The organism is Nocardioides panacihumi (assembly GCF_039530925.1).
GTDB lineage: Bacteria > Actinomycetota > Actinomycetes > Propionibacteriales > Nocardioidaceae > Nocardioides > Nocardioides panacihumi.
This window is the reverse complement of record NZ_BAAAPB010000001.1, coordinates 1,300,728-1,317,975: the sequence shown is the minus strand read 5'-3', so window position 1 is coordinate 1,317,975 and position 17,248 is coordinate 1,300,728. Positions and strand designations below refer to the sequence as shown.

The following is a 17,248-nucleotide window of genomic DNA, read 5'->3' as shown; positions in this document are numbered from 1 at the left end:
CGGGGTGTCGTGCACCCCCGGAAGTTCCGGAGTACCCGGTTAACCGGGGACTCCGTACGCAACCCAGGGAAGAGCGGAACTTCCGGGGTGTCGTGCACCCCCGGAAGTTCCGGAGTACCCGGTTAACCGGGTACTCCGCCGCCCACCCTCAGAGGTCCACCGAGTCGCGCCAGGGGCCCAGGACGGGGTTCCAGCCGACTACGGACCGCTCCGTGATCAGGTCGGCGGTCCAGAACGGGTCGTCATCGAGGACCTCCTCGACCTCGGCGACCGACTTCGCCTCCCAGATCAGCAGGGCGCCGTTGTCGTCGGTCGGCCCCGAGAGGAGCAGTCCGTCCGTCGCTGCGAGGAAGGCACGATGCTCGGACCGGAGTCGGTCGAGTGCGTCGGTGTCGGTCGAGTAGACGTAGGTCACCGCATAGATGGCCATCAGAGATCCTGTCCGTCCTGGAGCCGGGTGTACTCCTGCCCGGCCTTGGGCAGGAAGAGGTTGATCTGGTTGTCGAAGATCGCCGAGCCCGCCGCGGAGTAGACGCGGTCGTGGATGGCGACGTTGCGGGGAGCCTTGACCGCACGCGCGAAGTCGATGAGGTCGCGGCTCGCCGCCCACGGGGCGGAGACCGGCAGGAAGAGGACGTCGACCTGCTCGCCAGGTCCGGTGAGCGCGTCGCCGGGGTGGAAGAGCCGCTGGCCGCCCATCTCGATGCGGTAGCCACTGTTGAAGAAGCGCGGCAGCTCCTCGTGGATGACCGCGTGGAGCTCGCCGACCGCGGTGACCGCGACGCCGGCAGCCGAGAACGACTCCCCCGGGGAGACGACCGTGGTGCGCTCCGCGACGTCGGGCGCGTCCTCGCGGATCTTCGCGGCGACCGCGTCGATCGTGAAGACGGGCGCATCGGACCTGCCGAGCAGGTCGGGCAGGTAGTGGTCGGGGTGCTCGTGGGTGATCAGGACGGCGTCGGCGCCGTCGATCGCCTCGGGGTCGGTGAACATCCCGGGGTCCAGCACCAGCGTGGTGCCGTCGTGCTCCAGCCGGACGCACGCGTGACCGAACTTGGTGATCCGCATGGCGTCAGCCTAGTGGCCGACGTGATCAACCTGTCGGTTGACCACAGGGTCGGGCAAGGCTATCGTCGTACTCAACCGATGAGTTGAGGATGGCATGGACGACGACAGGCTCTCGCTGGTGTTCGCGGCACTCGCGGACCCGATCCGGCGGGACATGGTCGCCCGCCTCACCGACGGCGACGCGGGCGTGAGCGAGCTCGCCGCGCCGTACGACGTGACGCTGCAGGCCGTCTCGAAGCACCTCAAGGTGCTCGAGGATGCGGGCCTCGTCTCGCGCCGGCGCGAGGCGCAGCGGCGTCCCGTCCATCTCGAGGCGGAGGTGTTCGACCTGATGACGAAGTGGATCGAGCGCTACCGCGAGCGCGCCGAGGAGCGGTTCCAACGCCTGGACGCCGTCCTCGACCGGCTGCAGGACAAGGAGCAGGAACCGACCAAGGAAGAGGACGCATCATGACCACCACCACCCGGCGCGAGACCGAGATCGAGGCGGCGAAGGACGTCCCGACGATCACGATCACCCGCGAGTTCGATGCTCCCCGCGAGCTCGTGTTCCGCGCGTGGACCGACCCCGAGCTCGTCGTGCAGTGGCTCGGCCCCAAGGCCTCCCGGATGCGGGTCACCCACTGGGACTGCCGCACCGGCGGGTCGTGGGCCTACGTCGACGGGCGCGACGGCGATCCCGAGTACGCCGCCTTCTACGGCAGCTTCCACGAGGTCCGCGAGCCCGCACGACTGGTGCAGACGTTCACGTGGGCCGGCGCCCCCGACGGCGTCTCGCTCGAGACCCTGACCCTCGAGGAGCTGCCCGGTGGTCGCACCCGGTCGGTGGCCGTGAGCGTCGTGGAGACCTTCGAGATCCGCGACATGATCCTGTCCAGTGGGATGTCCACCGGGGTCATCGAGGGCTACGAGAAGCTCGACGAGCTGCTGGGTACCGAGCGGTCATGACTCCCTCAGAGCAGCATGCGTACGACGCGGAGCGGTTCGCCGCGCTCACCGAAGGTGCCTCGGCCGGTGACTGGTCGCGGGCATCGCCGGTCGCGGCCTGGACCGCGCGAGACGTGGTCGGCCACCTCGTCGAGTGGCTGCCGCCCTTCGTGTCGCGGGCCGGCGTGACGTTGAGCGACGTACCGGTCGAGGACGACCCCGTGGCCGCCTGGCACACCCGCGCCGACGAGGTCCAGCAGGTGCTCGACCAGCGGGGCGACGACGTCTTCGCGAGCCCGATGTTCGGCGAGATGCCGCTCTCCAGGGCGATCGACCAGTTCTACACGAACGACGTGTGGATGCACTCCTGGGACCTCGCCCGGGCGCTCGGCGTCGACTTCGACCTCGGCGAGGAGCGCTGCGCGCGGGCGCTGGCCGGGATGGAGCCGATGGACGAGGTGCTGCGCAGCAGCGGGCAGTTCGGCCCGCAGGTGCCGGTGCCGTCCGACGCGTCCGTCCAGGACCGGTTCATCGGCTTCATCGGTCGGGACCCGTACTGGCGGCCCTGAGGGGTAACCGTCTGTTCGGTACAGCACCCGAGGGGTAACCGTCTGTTCGATACGGCACCTGACGGTTGCAAGGGTCAGGTGGCGTACCGAACAGACGGTTACCCCTGTATCGAACAGACGGTTACCCCTCCGCGAGGCCCCGGATCCGGGCGTCCAGCGCCCGGCGGTCCGTGCGGCTGACGACCGCCTCGACGACCTCGATGCCGCCGTTCGGCATGGCGAGCGCCTGCTCGAGTGCGGGAAGCGAGTCGACCCGGGTGTACGCCGTCCGGCTGGCCGCGCACAGCGACTCGATCGAGACGCCGTGCGGGGTGCCGAAGAGTCGCTCGAAGCGATCGGCATACGCGGCCGCACCCTGCTCGAGCGTCGCGAAGATCGACCCGCCGTCGTCGTTCGAGACCACGATCGTCAGGTCGGGCCGCGGCTCGTCCGGGCCGAGCACCAGCCCGTTGGAGTCGTGCAGGAAGGTCACGTCGCCCATCAGCGCCAGGTCGCGGGTCGAGGATCGGCCGAGCGCAGCACCGATCGCCGTGGAGACGACCCCGTCGATGCCCGCCAGCCCCCGGTTGGACAGCACCTTGCGCCGAGCGCCGACCTCGTAGCGCGGCACCATCAGGTCGAGGTCGCGGATCGGGTTCGAGGCACCGACGACGAGCTGCCCGCCGGGCGGCAGGGCGCGGGCGACGGCACCGGCGACGGCGTACGGCGTCAGAGCGGGCTGCCCGGCCAGCAACGCGTCGAGCCGACGGCCGACGGCCCTGTCCGCGTCCCGCCACGCCGTCAGCCAGGCCGGGTCGTCCGAGCCCTCGACGTGGAGCCGGGTGACGAAGCTGCGATCGACCGGGAACGGCCGCTCCCACCACGCGCCCGGGACCGGGCCGGCGACGACCTCGACGTCCTCGCGCGCGAGCAGCCGGCTGACCGGCCGGGAGAGCGTCGGGTGGCCGCAGACGACGACGCGCTGGATCTCTTCGGCGAGCGGCGAGCCCAGCAGCAGGCGGTAGGTGCGCAGGGCGTTCTCGCCCGTGCGTGAGCCGCTGGACGGCTCGGCGAACAGAGGCCAGCCGGCGGTCTCGGCGAGCACCCGTGCGGGCGGGCCGGCGTCGTCGCCGGCGACCACGACCGTGCGGGCACCCAGCTCGATCGACTCGTAGATGCGCGGCTCGGGCCGCTGGATCCGCGGGCGCGCCTCGATCTCGGGCACGGACCACGGTGCATCGGGCAGGAGCGGCTCGTCGAGGTGGACGTTCCAGTGCAGGGGGCCGGGCGCCGCCCAGAGCTCGTCGACGTCGACGTCGCCGAGCGCGGAGAGGCTGCGCCACGGGACGAGCGGGCCGAGGATCGCGCGCTGGTCGGTGGTCTGGTTGGCCCCCGTGCCGTAGAGCCGCTCGGGCCGGTCGGCGCTCACGACGACGAGCGGCACCCCGGAGTGGGCCGCCTCCAGCGCGGCCGGGTGCAGGTTGGCGACAGCCGTGCCGCTCGTGCACATCACCGCCGCGCGGGACCCGGTCTTGGTGAGCCCCAGCGCCAGGAAGGCGGCGCTGCGCTCGTCGACACGGGTGTGCAGGCGGACACGCCCGGCCGCGGCGGCGTCGTAGGCGGCGAACGAGAGCGGCGCGTTGCGGCTCCCCGGCGCGATCACGACCTCCCGGACGCCCGCCTCGACCAGCGCGGACACGACGGCGCGGGCGAGGTCGGTGCTGCCGGTCGGCGCGAGGGTCACGAGCGGAACTCTCTCACCGCCGCGAGCCGGGCGTCCCAGTGGGCGCGCCGCTCCTCGGTCGCCGCGAGGGCGGCGAGCCTGTCGGCGTCGACCGACGGCTCGGTCACCGGCAGCTCGCCGTCGACGGGCAGCAGCGGTCGGGTCACGACGTCGTCGGTCAACAGCTGCACGGTCGCGAGTCCGCAGGCGTACGGCAGCTCCGGCAGCGCGGCCGCCAGCGCGACCCCGGCCGCGATCCCGACACTCGTCTCCAGTGCGCTCGAGACGACGACCGGCAGACCGATCTCCTCGGCGATCCGCAGGCAGGCGCGTACGCCGCCCAGCGGCTGCACCTTGAGCACGGCGATGTCGGCCGCCTCGAGATCACGGACGCGGTAGGGGTCGGCGGCCCGCCGGATCGACTCGTCGGCCGCGATCGGGACGTCCACCCGCCGCCTGACCCGGGCCAGGTCCTCGACGTCGGCGACCGGCTGCTCGACGTACTCCAGGCCGACCGCGCGATCCAGCGCACCGATGCTCGCCACGGCGGTGTCCACGTCCCACAGGCCGTTGACGTCGACCCGGATCCTGCCGTCCCGCCCGAGGGCGTCGCGGACGGCCTCGACCCGGGCCAGGTCGTCGCTCAGCGTCTGGCCGGGCTCGCCGACCTTCACCTTGGCGGTGCGGCAGCCGCTGCGACCGACGATGTCGTGAGCCTGCTCGGGCCCGACGGCGGGCACGGTGACGTTCACGGGGATGCTCGTGCGCACCGGTCGCGGCCAGTCCCCCGCCGCAGCCTCCTCGGCCGCCCGCAGCCACGGCTCGACCACGGCCACGTCGGTGTAGTCGAGGAACGGGCTCCACTCCCCCCACCCCGAGCCGGTGCGGATCAGCATCCCCTCACGGACGGTGATGCCCCGGAAGCGGGTGCGCATGGGGATCGACCAGACGTGGGTCTCCATCACGCTCGACCTCCTCGGTCGGGGCGACCGGGGCGACCGGGGTAACTCAGTGTCCGCCGAGGTACGAGGCCGTTGGAACGGGCTTGTGCCCCACCGAACACTGAGTTACCCCCGCAGAGCCGCGTCACGCCAGCCCCCGCAGCAGCACCCGGTCGGGCTTGCCGTTGGGCAGCATCGGGATCTCGGGCAGGCTGACGAGCTGGCGCGGGGCCCAGGAGCGCGGACGCTCCTGCGCGACCCAGTTGCGCAGCTCGTCGAGGGTCGCCGTGCCGACGACGAAGGCCACGAGCCGGTTGCCCCACTCCTCGTCGGGTACGCCGAGCACCTCCGCGGCGTCCACCAGCGGATGCGCCCGCAGCCGGGCCGCGACGGCCGGGGCGGGCACGTTGACGCCGCCGGTGACGACCATGTCGTCGATGCGGCCGAGCAGCTGCAGCCGCCCGTCCTCGTCGAGCCGTCCCGCGTCGGAGGTGAGGAACCAGCCGTCGACCAGGACCTCGGCGGTCAGCTCCGGGTCGCCGCGGTAGCCCTCGAACAGCACCGGCCCGCCGATCCTCACCCGGCCGTCGGCGCCGAGCGCCAGCGCGACGCCGTCGAGCGGGAGGCCGTCGTACACGCAACCGCCGCAGGTCTCCGCCGAGCCGTACGTCGCGACGACCCGCACCCCCGCCTCGGCCGCCCGCGCCCGTAGTGCCGGGTCGATCGGGCCGCCGCCCAGCAGCACGGTGTGGAACTCGGCCAGGGCGGAGGCGTCGGTGTCGAGCAGCCGCTGGAGCTGCGTCGGCACGACCGACAGGAAGCCGCCCGGCCCGAGCGCGGCGACGGCGTCCGCGAAGGAGTCCTCGAGCACCACCGGCTCGCGCCCGGCCACGAGCGACCGGACGATCACGTTCAGCCCAGCGACGTACGACGCCGGCAGCGCCAGCAGCCACCTCCCGGCTCCTCCCACGCGGGCCGCCGACGCGTCCGCGGAGGCCAGCATCGCCCGGCGCGACAGCTCCACGCGTTTGGGCCGTCCGGTCGATCCGGACGTCTCGACGACCCACGGCTCGGGCTCTCCCGGAGCGGCCAGCCACCGGTCGACGGCGGCGACGACGTCGGCCGTCCTGGGACCGGTCTTAACCATGTGACGAACGCTAGCCGCCCATGGTCAGATGAGACTCATGCCCTCCCCCTCCCCAGCCCGGGGCTTCTTGGCGCGCCTGATCCCGCCGACGCCGCTCTCGCGGCGCCTGGCGGTGCAGTCGATGGTGTTCGCGCTCGGCGAGGGCACCTTCAACACGGGCAGCGCCGTCTTCCTGACCCAGGTCGTCGGCATGTCGGCCGCGCAGGCGGGTCTGGGCATCAGCATCACGATGGTCGCCTCGTTCCTCTTCTCCTACCCGCTGGGCCTGGTCGTGGACCGGATGGGTCCCAAGCGGATGTGGTCGCTGGCGGCGTTCGGCCGGGGCGCGGCCTTCCTCGCGCTGCCGTTCGTCGACTCCTTCGGCCAGTACGTCGTCGTGGGCGTCGTCTTCGCCGCCTTCGAAGCGCTCGGCGACACCAGTCGCGAGGCCTACATCCTCGACGTCATGTCGCGCGAGGAGCGGCTGAGCACGCAGGCGTACCTCTACTCCTGGCTCAACGCAGGCTTCACGCTGGGCGCGATCCTCGGCGGCGCAGCGCTGGCGTTCGACAACCTCGACGTCATCAGGTTCACGCCGTGGTTCGCGGCCGCACTGATGCTCGCCAACTCGGTGTCGATCAGCCGCATGCCGAAGGCGCCGCACGACCTGCGCGTCGCGGCCGGGGAGGTGCGGCAGCGCATCGCGGGACCGGGGCCGATACGCAACGTCGGCTGGATCCTCACCGAGCTGTTCACCGGCACGATGTGGACCAACCAGGTGCTGCTGAACATCGTCATTCCACTGTGGCTCGTCCAGCGCACCGATGCGCCGCACGTCCTGCTGGCGTGGCTGTTCGGCACCAACACCGTGCTGTGCATCTTCCTGCCGCCGTACATGTCGAAGATGGTCACCGACCTGCGCAGCGCGATGCGCAACATCGGCATCGCGACCGCGTTCTTCGTCGTCAGCTGCGTGATCACCATGGCCACCCACTCCACGGTCGGCTTCCTGACCATCGCACTGGTCTGGCTCGGTCACGTCACCGTCACCGGCGCCGAGCTCTTCCTGTCCGCGGCGAACTGGACCTTCCAGGCCGACCTGATGGACCCGCGCCGGCGCGGTGAGTACCAGGGCGTCGGCGACGTCTTCGCCAAGGCGGGCTTCCTGTGGGCGCCGGCGGTCTACACCTACCTGGCCATGAACTGGGGGGACGCCGGCTGGCTGCTCATCGCCGCCATCGTCTCGGTCGCCGCGCTGTGCCTGCGCTGGACGGTCGCCGCGGCGGGACGCTTCGCCGAGCGGAACTTCCCGGTGGCGGACTCCATGGTGTCTGATATATCTTGACGTCAAGATATACGGAAGGGAATCACTTGCTGACACGTCTGCTCCGCGGCCTCGTGCCCGAGGACCCGCTCACCCGGCGGCTGACCATCCAGTCGGTCATCTCGGCGTTCGGCGAGGGCGCCTTCCTCACCGGCTCGGCGTTCTACTTCACACAGCTGGTCGGCCTCTCCCCGCAGCACGTCGGCCTGGGACTCTCGCTCGCCGCGGCCGTGCAGTTCCTCGCGTCGGTGCCAACGGGGCGCTGGGTGGACAGAGCGGGCGCCAAGCGGGCCTGGCTCTCGATGGCCGCCGTGGAGGCGGTGCTCTACTTCCTCTGGCCGGCGATCAACGGCTTCGTCACCTTCCTCGCGCTCATGGCGGCGATGAGCGTCGTCGAGTCGGCGATGCGCGCGGGCCGCAACGCGTACACGATCGCCGTCTTCCCGCGGGAGCAGCGCGTCGCCTCCCAGGCGTTCATGCGCGCAGCACGCAACGTCGGCTACACCCTCGGCGCGCTGCTGGCCGGCCTCGCGCTCGCGATGGAGTCGAACACCGCCATGGAGCTCGTGCCGCTGGTCACCGGCGCACTGCTGGTCGCCAACACCCTCTGGGTCTGGCGCCTGCCCGCACTCGAGGTCCGCGTGCCCGAGCCGGCGCTGTCCAAGACGCTGGAGGACGCCATCGAGACAGGCGGCGAGAAGGGCGGCGCGCTGCGCAACCGCGGCTTCCTGATGATGTCGATCTTCAACGGCGTGCTGAGCACCCACGGCGTGCTCCTCAACACCGTGATCCCGCTGTGGCTGGTCAACGAGACGGACGCGCCCCGGGTGCTGCTCGCCTGGCTGTTCGGCACCAACACCGTCATGGCGGTGTTCCTCCAGGTCGCCGCCGCCCGCGGCGTGACCACGGTCGCGGAGTCGCTGCGCGCGCAGTACCGCGGTGCCGCCTGCTTCGTCCTCTCCTGCGGCATCGTCCTGGTCACCCACGACACCGCCGGCTGGGTCACGATCGTGCTCGTCTGGGTCGGCCACGTGACGGTCACCGGCTCGGAGCTGTTCCAGTCGGCCGGCATGTGGGGCCTGGTCGCGGAGCTGTCCGACCCCGAGCGCCTCGGCGACTACCAGGGGGTCTCGTCGCTGGGCTACACGCTCGGCGAGGTGTGGGCGCCGGCGCTCTACACGTTCCTCGCGATGTCGCTCGGCGCTCCGGGCTGGATCATCATCGCGCTCATCGTCGTGGCCGCGGCCGTCGCGATCGGCCCGGCGACCCGGTCGGCCGAGCGCTACCTGGCCCGGCAAGGCGTGTCCGTCGCCGCATGACGCCGGGGGTGACCGGGAGGTCACTCGCCGCCTCGCGCCGGCAGACGTGTTGAATGACCCCTCGTGGCGACAGCAGCACAGTGGTTCGAGGGGGCGCGCCCGAAGACGCTCCCGGCGGCGATCTCCCCGGTCGTGGCCGGCACCGGCCTGGCGGCGTACGACGACCAGCTGGTCTGGTGGAAGGCGCTGCTCGCCCTCGTGGTGGCGCTGGCGCTGCAGGTGGCGGTCAACTACGCCAACGACTACTCCGACGGCATCCGTGGGACCGACGACGACCGGGTCGGCCCGCTGCGGCTGACCGGCTCCCGGCTGGCGGGGCCCGGTGCCGTGAAGCGGGCCGCGTTCGGCGCCTTCGGCGTGGCCGCGGTGGCCGGCCTCGTGCTGGCGGCGAGCACCGGCTGGTGGCTGGTGCTCGTCGGGGCGCTCTGCATCCTCGCCGCGTGGTTCTACACCGGCGGGGAGCGCCCGTACGGCTACGCCGGCCTCGGCGAGGTCATGGTGTTCGTCTTCTTCGGCCTCGTCGCCGTCGTCGGCACCTACTACGTGCAGGCGGAGCAGTGGTCCTGGCCGGCGCTGTACGCCGCGGTCGGGGTCGGGGCCCTCGCCTGCGCGATCCTGGTCGCCAACAACCTGCGTGACATCCCCACCGACACCGTCGCCGGCAAGCGGACGCTGGCCGTGATCCTGGGGGACGGCCGCACGCGCGCCCTCTACACGCTGCTGGTGCTCGCCGCGGCCGCCGCGGTCGTCGCGGTCGCCGTGTCGACGACGTGGTGGGCGTTGATCGGGCTGGGCTTCCTGGCCATCGCCGGACGCTCCGCACGCACAGTCGCGCAAGGCGCCGTCGGACCAGCGCTGATCCCGGTGCTCCAGGCCAGCGGTCGCGCCGAGCTGCTGTGGGCGGTGCTGGTCGCCGTACCGCTCGCTCTCAGCTGAGCGCCGCGACGACCGTCCCGGCGCCGTCCCACACGACCGACAGGGTCTCGCGGCCCGACACCTCGGCCGGCAGCAGTCGGGCGAGGACGAGCTCGCCGCCGGGCGACCCGACGACGGCGGTCGCGCCGCTGCTGCGGACGCTGACGGGACCGATCTCAGGGCCAGTGGCGGCAGAGCCGCTTCCGCTGGCGCGCACCGCCGGCGTACGTCGCTCGACGACCTGACCCTCGCGCGCCACCTCCAGCGTGGCCTGCTCGCCCCCGGTCACGATGGCGGTCACGAAGGCGCGCACCGCGACGGGGTCGGCGCACGCGTCGTAGATCCAGCGCTTCCCGAGCACGGTGTGCTCCATCGTGCCGAGCAGGAACGCCTCGGCGCCCTCGAGCGGCGCGGCGCGGTAGGTCAGCGGCAGGTGCAGCACCCGCTCCCCGGCCCGGAAGAGGAGGGCCTCGATGCCGACCTCGCCGTCGGGGTCGTCGAACCGGTAGGCGCCGAACTGCTCGACCTCGCCGAGCCCCTCGGCCCAGGGCTGTGTCGGCAGCCAGGCGGCGACGAGCTCCGGCTTGGTGGGCGACAGCGACGCGTCTGCGTGGACGACGGCCATCGCGTCAGTCCTGGTCTTCCTTGGTGCGCATGCGCTCCATGGTCGCGTCGGCCCGCCTCTCGACCTTGGACGCGAAGGCGACACGCTGGCCGTTGAGGAGGAAGTACGACGCGACGCCGCTGACCACGAAAGAGATCAGCAGCACCACGAACACCGAGGTCGCCGTGAGACCTTCGCCGACGAGCATCCAGATCCCGGCGATGACGGCGAACGTGGCGACCAGCAGGGCCAGTCGCATCAAGGTGTAGACGACGAACTCCTTCACCCGACCAACCCTAGGACGGGATGTGGAAATCCGAACTATCGTGGAGGCGTGCTCAAGGTCCTGCTCGTGCTGATCATCATCGCGATCGCCACGTACGCGCTGGTCCGGGTAACCCAGCGCCGAGGCGTGACTCCGCCGCTCGCCGGCACACGTCGCTCCACCCGCCCGACCGGGCCGCTCGGGCCGGACGACGACGAAGAGTTCCTCCGCGACCTCGACCGCAAGAGGCTGGACGGCGACGGGCCGGACAGCTAGCTCGGTCGGAGTACCCGGTTAACCGGGGACTCCGGACGTTACCCAGGGAAGAGCGGAACTCCCGGGGTGTCGTGCACCCCCGGAAGTTCCGGAGTACCCGGTTAACCGGGGACTCCGTACGCAACCCAGGGAAGAGCGGAACTCCCGGGGTGTTGTGCACCCCCGGAAGTTCCGGAGTCACCGGTTAACCGGGTACTCCGCCACCGAGGGCGCCGCCGGCGCGGCGTAGGAGTGCTGCGACGTCGACGAGAAGTAGTTGATCCCGATGAAGTTGAACCAGAGCGTGCCCACGCCGACCAGCGCCAGGATCGCGGCGTTGCGGCCGCGCCAGCCGGCGGTCGCCCGGGCGTGCAGGTAGCCCGCGTAGACGACCCAGGTGATGAACGCCCAGACCTCCTTGGGGTCCCAGTTCCAGTACGACGACCAGGCCTGGTGCGCCCAGATCGGGCCGGTGATGAGGACGGCGAACGTCCACACCGGGAAGCCGAACGCGTGGATCCGGTAGGCGATGCGGTCGAGCACGTCGAGCGACGGGACGCGCGACAGCCAGCCCCCGACGAGGCCGGACCCCTCACGTGAGCCGACGCGCGCCTTCACCAGGTAGGCCGCCGAGACGATGCCGCCCAGCGTGAACGCGCCGGTCGCGAGGATCGCCGAGACGACGTGGATCACCAGCCAGTAGGAGTTGAGCGCCTCGGTCAGCTCGGCGACGGGCTCGTAGAGCCACAGCACGGCCACCATCAGGCAGACCAGCACGAACGTCACGACGATCGGCGCCATCCACTGCAGCGCGAAGCGGCGGTGCAGGACGACGTACGCCGCGGCGACGACGAAGGTGCCGCTCAGCGTGAACTCGTACATGTTGCCCCACGGGACCCGGTTCGGGTCCGCGGCCATGCCCCGGCCGACGAGCGCCACGAAGTGTGCCGCGACGGCGATGATCGTCAGCAGGAAGCCGAGCCGTCCGAACAGCGCGACACGGTGCTCGCGGTCGTCGTCTGCGGCGAGCGGCTCCTCGACAGGCGCGCCGGCGCCGACGAGCGCCTCGGCCGGGACCCGCTTGCGCGCGGAGAGCGCCGACCACTCGACGAGGTGCGCGATCAGCGCGAGGAAGTAGACGATCCCCGCCGCACCGACCGCCTGGTTCGAGAGCATGCCCCAGCTGGTGTCTGTCATTGCTTCTCCTCCTGGAGCGCTGCGACGAGTGAGCGTACGACGGCGTCGGTGTCGCCGCCCCCCGAGCGATCGAGTGCCGCGACCTCGACCAGTGTGCCGCTCTCGCCCCGGCGGGCGCGAACCCAGACCCGTCGCGGACGGATGAAGAGCGACCCGAGCAGGCCGATGAGGCAGAGCACGACCCCGCCGAGCGCGAGCCCCTTGCCGGGCGTCTGGCTGATCTGGACCCGGTTCCAGCGCACGACCTTGTCGAAGGTGACCGAGCCGAGCCCGTTGGGGAGCTGCGCGGTCTGGCCGGGCTTCATGTCGAGGCGCAGCGGCTGCTTCGGGTTGGCGGGGTTCATCACCTGCTTGGCGGCGGAGGTGTCCAGCGCGTAGACGGACTGCGGCCCGCCGGAGGGGTTGAGGTCGCCGGCGTACACGTGCATCGAGATGAGCGGGTTGAGGTCGTTGCCCATCAGGGTCGCCGGGTTGCCCTTGTCGTCCATGATGAACGTCGGGTAGAAGACGCCCTGCAGGCCGATCTGCTCGGGCTTGGCGGCGGTGGCCTTGACGACGCCGAACGAGAAGAACGTCTGGTTCTGCGGCAGGAAGACGGTCGGGCCGGAGTACGAGACGTTGCCCTGGCCGTCGCGCACGGTGATCACCGGCGCATACCCGTGGCCGATGAGGAAGACCTCGGTGCTGCCGATCTTGAGCGGGTGGTTCACCCGCAGGTCGTACTTCTTCTCGTCGGAGCAGTCGGTCTTCTGGCAGTAGGTCAGCTCGGACTGGAAGCCCTTCGCCATCCCCTGCCGGGGACCCGAGTTGAGCCAGCTCACCTTGAAGTCGTCGATGTGGAACGTGAACGGGTCCATCCGGCTCTCGCTGAAGAGCGAGCCCGGGTCGAAGTCGTCGTACTGGCTCAGCGTGTTGGTGAAGCCCGCGTCGGGCCCCACGACGACGATGACGCCGCCCTTGTAGCCGAGCAGGCTGCCCATCGCGAAGCCGACGAGCACGAGGATGACCGAGAGGTGGAAGACCAGGTTGCCGGCCTCGCGCAGGAAGCCGCGCTCCGCGCTGACCGCGTCGTCGCCGGCCTCCGCCCCTCGGATCCGGTGGCGCTGCCGGCGCAGGATCGTGCGCGCACGGGCCAGGACGGCGTCGGGCTCCTCCGACGTCGTGTACGACGCCGAGTCGGGCAGGCGCAGGAGGTGGCGCGGCGCCGCCGGCGGCTGGGCGCGCAGCCCCCGCCAGTAGACCCGCAGCCGCGGCACGATGCAGCCGACGAGGGAGACCATCAGCAGGACGTAGATCGCGCCGAACCAGGGCGTCGAGTAGACGTCGAAGAGCCCCAGCTTGGAGTAGATCGGGGTCAGCGTCGCGTGCTCGTCCTGCCAGCGCGACGCCTTGAGGGAGTCGACGCCGCTCTGCGGGATGAGCGAGCCCGGCACGGCGGCCAGGGCGAGCAGCAGCAGGAGGACGAGCGCCGTCCGCATGGACGTGAGCTGGCGCCACGACCAGCGAAGCAGCTCGCGCAGGCCGAGCTCGCCGGGCCGGCGGGCAGGTGCCTCGTCCGGGTCCTCGGGCATGTCGGGCATGCGGCCCTCGGGGCCGGCCACGGATCGCTGGGTCATACGGAGACCGTCCAGCCGTCGACGAGGTGGATCTGCAGCCACTGCACCGCCCAGTCCCACCAGCCGGTGAGCAGCGCGAGGCCGATGAGCACGAACATCGCGCCACCGACCCTCGTCACCCAGCGGATGTGGCGACGGATGAATGCCAGCGTGCCCAGGGCCCGGCGCCACAGCAGCGCGAACACGATGAACGGGAGCCCGAGCCCGAGGCAGTAGAACGCCAGCAGGAGGCCACCGCGGGAGGCTGTGCCCTCGTTACCGGCGAGGTTGAGCATGACGCCGAGCGTCGGGCCGATGCACGGGGTCCAGCCGACGGCGAAGAGGACGCCGAGCAGGGGCGCGGCGACGAGCCCGACCGCGGGCACGCGGTGGAAGCGGACGTCGCGCTGCAGCCACGGCACCAGCCCCATGAACGCCAGGCCGAGCACGATCGAGACGATCCCGAGGGCGATCTTGAGCTGACGGTCGTACTCGATGAGCCAGTCGCCCACGGTGCCCGCCGCGACGCCGAGCAGCACGAAGACCGCGCTGAAGCCGAGCACGAACAGCACGGCGCCGGCGAGCATCCGGCCGCGGCCGCCGTGGCCCTCGGCGAGGTCGGCCCCGGAGAGCCCGGTCGCGTACGAGAGGTAGCCGGGCAGCAGCGGGATGACACACGGCGAGAAGAACGACACCAGCCCCGCCAGGACGGCGAGGGGCAGGGCGAGCACGAGCGACCCGCTGGACGCCGTGCTGTGAATCCACTGGGTCATGACCCGACCTGGCAGTGCTTGGTGGCGTCGGACGCGGCGCACTCGACGAGCTGGGTGATGGTCAGCTTGCTCGGGACGGGGCCGCTGATCATGGCGCTGATGCGGCCCTTCGCGTCGAGCACGACCGTCTGCGGGAGCGTCCGCGCGAGACCGGGGAACGCCAGCAGCGCGCGGCCGTCCGGGGCGTAGAGAGAGGGGTACGCCGCCCCGACCGACCGCTCGAATGCGAGCCCGTTGTCGGCGCTGTTGTCGCGGGTGTTGATCCCGAGGAAGACCGCCTTGCCGGCCAGGTCCTTGCTCGCCTGCTGCAGCAGCGGCATCTCGGTGCGACACGGTCCGCAGCCCGACCACCAGACGTTGACCACGACCGGCGTACCGCGGTAGTCGGCGAGGTCGATCCTCTTCCCGTCGAGGGTCTGGCCGGTCAGCGCGATCGGCTTGCCACGGTCGGCGGGCGCCCACGCGGTGGTCGCGCCGTCACCGGTGATGTAGCCGCCGCTGTTGGTGCCGGACAGGCTGCTGCACCCCGCGGCCAGGGACAGCAGGGCGGCGAGGACGAGGACTGGGAGGAGGCGTCGCAGCATCAGGTGTTACGGCTTCAGCTGCTCCGGGGCGTCGCCGGCGGAGAACGGCGCCTTCCGGTCCTTCGTCGGGATGAGGTCGCCGGCCGGCTCGCTGTAGGAGACCTGCGTGAGCCGGTCGCCGACGAAGTGGAACGACGTCATCGAGCACAGCGTGCACTGGCGCTTGCGCGGGTCGTGCAGGAAGCTGCGCCGCTCGACGTGGAGGCGGGTGGTCCAGATCGGCAGCTGGTGGCTGACGATGACCGCCTCGTGGCCGGCCGCGGCGGTGCGGGCGTCGTCGACGGCCGCCATCATCCGGGCCACGATCTCCTTGTAGGGCTCGCCCCAGCTCGGCTTCATCGGGTTGTAGAGCCTGAGCCACGTGCGCGGGCTGCGCAGCGCGTTGTCGCCGCGGGCGAACCGCTTTCCCTCGAAGTCGTTGCGCGACTCGATGACGCGCTCGTCGAGCACCGGGGTCAGGCCGAGCCGTGCGGCGAGCGGCGCCGCGGTCTCCTGGGCGCGCTCGAGCGGGCTGGAGACGATGTGGGTGATGTCGCGGTCGCCGGCGACGTCAGCGACGCGCTGGGCCATCTTCTGACCGAGGTCGGAGAGGTGGAACCCGTCGCGGCGGCCGTAGAGGATGCCCTGCGGGTTGTGCACCTCGCCGTGGCGCAGCAGGTGGACGACGGTGTCGGGAGTGCTCATCGCACGACCTCTCGCGATGTGTTGGACGCCTCGGCCGCCGCCTGCGCGGCCTCGGGGAGCGCCGCGAGGATCGCGCCGATCGCATCGTCGTCGTGGGCCGAGGAGAGGAACCATGCCTCGTAGGCGCTCGGCGGGAGGTAGACACCGCGCGCGAGCATCGCGTGGAAGAACGCCGCGTACGCCGCCACGTCCGTGGTCGATGCGGTCGCGAAGTCGGTCACGGGCGTGTCGGTGAAGAACACCGAGAACATCGTGCCCGCGGCCTGGACCACGTGCGCCACGCCCGCCCGGGTGAGCGCCTCGGACGTCGCGGCCTTCACCGTCTCCGCGGCGGAGGCGATGTGCGCGTACACCTCGTCGGTCGCCAGGCGGAGCGTGGCGAGGCCGGCGGTGGTCGCGACGGGGTTCCCGCTCAGGGTGCCTGCCTGGTAGACCGGGCCGACCGGCGACAGCGTCTGCATGACCTCGGCGCGACCACCGAAGGCCGCCGCCGGGAACCCGCCACCCATCACCTTGCCGAACGTCATCAGGTCGGGCGTCCAGCCCTCGTGCTTGCCGTCCAGGCCCCACGCACCCTCCCGGGTGGCACGGAAGCCGGTCATCACCTCGTCGCTGATGAACAGCGCACCGTGGCGACGGCAGATCTCGGCCAGGAAGCCGTTGAAGCCGCGACCGTCGACCGAGCCCGGCGGCACGACGCCCATGTTGCCGGGCGCCGCCTCGGTGATCAGGCACGCGATGCGCTCGCCGTGCTCGGCGAAGGCGGCCTCGACAGCGGCGCGGTCGTTGTAGGGCAGGACCAGCGTCAGCTCGGTGCTGCTGGCGGGCACGCCGGGGGTGCCGGGCACCGCGAACGTCGCCAGTCCGCTGCCGGCGCTGGCGAGCAGCGCGTCGACGTGGCCGTGGTAGCAGCCGGCGAACTTGATGACCACATCACGCCCGGTGAAGCCGCGGGCGAGACGGATCGCGCTCATCGTGGCCTCCGTGCCGGACGAGACGAGGCGGATCTCCTCGACGGGCGTCCTGGCCACGATCTCCTCGGCGAGCTCGACCTCGGGCACGGTCGGGGTGCCGTACGACGTCCCGCGGGCCACCGCGGCCTGGACCGCGGCCTGGACCTCCGGGTGGGCGTGGCCGAGCAGCATCGGGCCCCACGAGCAGACGAGGTCGACGTACCGGTTGTCGTCGACGTCGGTCAGCCAGGCGCCCTTCGCCTCGCGCATGAAGCGTGGCGTGCCGCCGACGGCGTTGAACGCGCGCACCGGGGAGTTGACCCCGCCCGGCGTCACCGCCTTCGCGCGCGCGAAGAGCTGCTCGGAGGCAGGAACCGATCCTTGATCGAGCGTGGGCACCGGGTCATTCTCCCCGAGAGGGCAACCTGGGCGAAGCCGGGGACCACG

General features: G+C 71.6%; 20 protein-coding genes. 7 read left to right on the top strand and 13 right to left on the bottom strand.

The genetic code is table 11. The features are described from left to right. Positions 1-148: 148 nt before the first annotated feature. Positions 149-430 (bottom strand): YciI family protein, encoded by a 282-nt coding sequence (locus ABD205_RS06285; RefSeq protein WP_344043515.1) that lies wholly within the window; start codon positions 428-430, stop codon positions 149-151. After that, positions 430-1,068 (bottom strand): MBL fold metallo-hydrolase, encoded by a 639-nt coding sequence (locus ABD205_RS06280; RefSeq protein WP_344043513.1) that lies wholly within the window; start codon positions 1,066-1,068, stop codon positions 430-432. Before ABD205_RS06280 ends, ABD205_RS06285 begins: the two co-directional genes overlap by 1 nt. A 94-nt stretch (positions 1,069-1,162) precedes the next feature. Between ABD205_RS06280 and ABD205_RS06275 the strand changes: the two genes are divergently transcribed. The 3 genes from ABD205_RS06275 to ABD205_RS06265 are packed head-to-tail and all read left to right on the top strand — an operon-like array spanning position 1,163 to position 2,564. After that, a complete protein-coding gene (locus ABD205_RS06275; RefSeq protein ID WP_344043511.1) occupies positions 1,163-1,522 on the top strand; it encodes an ArsR/SmtB family transcription factor in 360 nt (119 codons plus the stop codon). Beyond that, positions 1,519-2,016, top strand: coding sequence for an SRPBCC family protein (locus ABD205_RS06270; protein WP_344043509.1), 498 nt, complete (start codon positions 1,519-1,521; stop codon positions 2,014-2,016). The genes ABD205_RS06275 and ABD205_RS06270 overlap by 4 nt, the downstream gene beginning before the upstream one ends. Next, a complete protein-coding gene (locus ABD205_RS06265; RefSeq protein WP_344043507.1) occupies positions 2,013-2,564 on the top strand; it encodes a TIGR03086 family metal-binding protein in 552 nt (183 codons plus the stop codon). Before ABD205_RS06270 ends, ABD205_RS06265 begins: the two co-directional genes overlap by 4 nt. A gap of 121 nt (positions 2,565-2,685) precedes the next feature. Here ABD205_RS06265 and menD read toward each other — a convergent pair whose 3' ends face one another. The 3 genes from menD to ABD205_RS06250 form a co-directional block, all read right to left on the bottom strand. Then, positions 2,686-4,287 carry a 2-succinyl-5-enolpyruvyl-6-hydroxy-3-cyclohexene-1-carboxylic-acid synthase gene (gene menD / locus ABD205_RS06260; RefSeq protein ID WP_344043505.1) on the bottom strand — a complete coding sequence of 534 codons (1,602 nt, stop codon included), beginning with the start codon at positions 4,285-4,287 and terminating at the stop codon, positions 2,686-2,688. Beyond that, positions 4,284-5,228, bottom strand: coding sequence for an o-succinylbenzoate synthase (locus ABD205_RS06255; RefSeq protein ID WP_344044469.1), 945 nt, complete (start codon positions 5,226-5,228; stop codon positions 4,284-4,286). Before ABD205_RS06255 ends, menD begins: the two co-directional genes overlap by 4 nt. A 124-nt stretch (positions 5,229-5,352) precedes the next feature. Further along, entirely contained in the window at positions 5,353-6,354 is a 1,002-nt protein-coding gene (locus tag ABD205_RS06250) for an AMP-binding protein (RefSeq protein WP_344043503.1), read from the bottom strand. A 37-nt stretch (positions 6,355-6,391) separates the two neighbouring features. On the opposite strand from ABD205_RS06250, the gene ABD205_RS06245 reads away from it, so the two are divergent. The 3 genes from ABD205_RS06245 (at position 6,392) to ABD205_RS06235 (ending at position 9,912) form a co-directional block, all read left to right on the top strand. After that, on the top strand, positions 6,392-7,678 hold the full coding sequence (locus tag ABD205_RS06245; protein ID WP_344043501.1) for an MFS transporter: 1,287 nt from the start codon (positions 6,392-6,394) through the stop codon (positions 7,676-7,678). A 26-nt stretch (positions 7,679-7,704) separates the two neighbouring features. Continuing rightward, positions 7,705-8,976, top strand: coding sequence for an MFS transporter (locus tag ABD205_RS06240; RefSeq protein WP_344043499.1), 1,272 nt, complete (start codon positions 7,705-7,707; stop codon positions 8,974-8,976). Between the two features lie 63 nt (positions 8,977-9,039). Beyond that, positions 9,040-9,912: a 1,4-dihydroxy-2-naphthoate polyprenyltransferase gene (locus ABD205_RS06235; RefSeq protein ID WP_344043497.1), complete on the top strand. Its 873-nt coding sequence runs from the start codon at positions 9,040-9,042 to the stop codon at positions 9,910-9,912. Here the strand turns inward: ABD205_RS06235 and ABD205_RS06230 are convergent. Then, complete coding sequence (locus ABD205_RS06230; protein ID WP_344043495.1) at positions 9,905-10,516, bottom strand: CG0192-related protein; 612 nt, start codon at positions 10,514-10,516, stop codon at positions 9,905-9,907. The two genes, ABD205_RS06235 and ABD205_RS06230, sit on opposite strands and share 8 nt — an antisense overlap. A 4-nt stretch (positions 10,517-10,520) precedes the next feature. Then, on the bottom strand, positions 10,521-10,781 hold the full coding sequence (locus ABD205_RS06225; RefSeq protein ID WP_344043493.1) for a DUF4229 domain-containing protein: 261 nt from the start codon (positions 10,779-10,781) through the stop codon (positions 10,521-10,523). A 48-nt stretch (positions 10,782-10,829) separates the two neighbouring features. Between ABD205_RS06225 and ABD205_RS06220 the strand changes: the two genes are divergently transcribed. Then, positions 10,830-11,036, top strand: a complete 207-nt coding sequence (locus ABD205_RS06220) for a hypothetical protein (RefSeq protein ID WP_344043491.1) — start codon at positions 10,830-10,832, stop codon at positions 11,034-11,036. A 177-nt stretch (positions 11,037-11,213) separates the two neighbouring features. On the opposite strand, the gene ccsB is transcribed toward ABD205_RS06220, so the two are convergent. The 6 genes from ccsB to hemL are packed head-to-tail and all read right to left on the bottom strand — an operon-like array spanning position 11,214 to position 17,200. After that, positions 11,214-12,212, bottom strand: a complete 999-nt coding sequence (gene ccsB / locus ABD205_RS06215) for a c-type cytochrome biogenesis protein CcsB (RefSeq protein ID WP_344043489.1) — start codon at positions 12,210-12,212, stop codon at positions 11,214-11,216. Continuing rightward, positions 12,209-13,828: a cytochrome c biogenesis protein ResB gene (resB, locus tag ABD205_RS06210; RefSeq protein WP_344043487.1), complete on the bottom strand. Its 1,620-nt coding sequence runs from the start codon at positions 13,826-13,828 to the stop codon at positions 12,209-12,211. Before resB ends, ccsB begins: the two co-directional genes overlap by 4 nt. Then, entirely contained in the window at positions 13,825-14,580 is a 756-nt protein-coding gene (locus ABD205_RS06205) for a cytochrome c biogenesis CcdA family protein (protein WP_344043485.1), read from the bottom strand. Before ABD205_RS06205 ends, resB begins: the two co-directional genes overlap by 4 nt. Next, the gene (locus ABD205_RS06200; RefSeq protein ID WP_344043483.1) at positions 14,577-15,164 is read right to left on the bottom strand and encodes a TlpA disulfide reductase family protein; all 588 of its coding nucleotides are present in this window, start codon (positions 15,162-15,164) and stop codon (positions 14,577-14,579) included. The genes ABD205_RS06205 and ABD205_RS06200 overlap by 4 nt, the downstream gene beginning before the upstream one ends. 6 nt (positions 15,165-15,170) lie before the next feature. Then, the gene (locus ABD205_RS06195; protein ID WP_344043481.1) at positions 15,171-15,848 is read right to left on the bottom strand and encodes a histidine phosphatase family protein; all 678 of its coding nucleotides are present in this window, start codon (positions 15,846-15,848) and stop codon (positions 15,171-15,173) included. Continuing rightward, positions 15,845-17,200 carry a glutamate-1-semialdehyde 2,1-aminomutase gene (gene hemL, locus ABD205_RS06190; RefSeq protein ID WP_344043479.1) on the bottom strand — a complete coding sequence of 452 codons (1,356 nt, stop codon included), beginning with the start codon at positions 17,198-17,200 and terminating at the stop codon, positions 15,845-15,847. The genes ABD205_RS06195 and hemL overlap by 4 nt, the downstream gene beginning before the upstream one ends. Positions 17,201-17,248: the final 48 nt, after the last annotated feature.

Bases quoted from the DNA above. Each gene is read 5' to 3' on its own strand.
- resB (WP_344043487.1), bottom strand. From the start codon at position 13,828: ATGACCCAGCGATCCGTGGCCGGCCCCGAGGGCCGCATGCCCGACATG.
- ABD205_RS06285 (WP_344043515.1), bottom strand. From the start codon at position 430: ATGGCCATCTATGCGGTGACCTACGTCTACTCGACCGACACCGACGCA.
- ABD205_RS06195 (WP_344043481.1), bottom strand. From the start codon at position 15,848: ATGAGCACTCCCGACACCGTCGTCCACCTGCTGCGCCACGGCGAGGTG.
- ABD205_RS06230 (WP_344043495.1), bottom strand. From the start codon at position 10,516: ATGGCCGTCGTCCACGCAGACGCGTCGCTGTCGCCCACCAAGCCGGAG.
- ABD205_RS06270 (WP_344043509.1), top strand. From the start codon at position 1,519: ATGACCACCACCACCCGGCGCGAGACCGAGATCGAGGCGGCGAAGGAC.
- ABD205_RS06280 (WP_344043513.1), bottom strand. From the start codon at position 1,068: ATGCGGATCACCAAGTTCGGTCACGCGTGCGTCCGGCTGGAGCACGAC.
- ABD205_RS06255 (WP_344044469.1), bottom strand. From the start codon at position 5,228: ATGGAGACCCACGTCTGGTCGATCCCCATGCGCACCCGCTTCCGGGGC.
- ABD205_RS06265 (WP_344043507.1), top strand. From the start codon at position 2,013: ATGACTCCCTCAGAGCAGCATGCGTACGACGCGGAGCGGTTCGCCGCG.
- ABD205_RS06205 (WP_344043485.1), bottom strand. From the start codon at position 14,580: ATGACCCAGTGGATTCACAGCACGGCGTCCAGCGGGTCGCTCGTGCTC.
- ABD205_RS06275 (WP_344043511.1), top strand. From the start codon at position 1,163: ATGGACGACGACAGGCTCTCGCTGGTGTTCGCGGCACTCGCGGACCCG.
- ccsB (WP_344043489.1), bottom strand. From the start codon at position 12,212: ATGACAGACACCAGCTGGGGCATGCTCTCGAACCAGGCGGTCGGTGCG.
- ABD205_RS06250 (WP_344043503.1), bottom strand. From the start codon at position 6,354: ATGGTTAAGACCGGTCCCAGGACGGCCGACGTCGTCGCCGCCGTCGAC.
- ABD205_RS06200 (WP_344043483.1), bottom strand. From the start codon at position 15,164: ATGCTGCGACGCCTCCTCCCAGTCCTCGTCCTCGCCGCCCTGCTGTCC.
- ABD205_RS06245 (WP_344043501.1), top strand. From the start codon at position 6,392: ATGCCCTCCCCCTCCCCAGCCCGGGGCTTCTTGGCGCGCCTGATCCCG.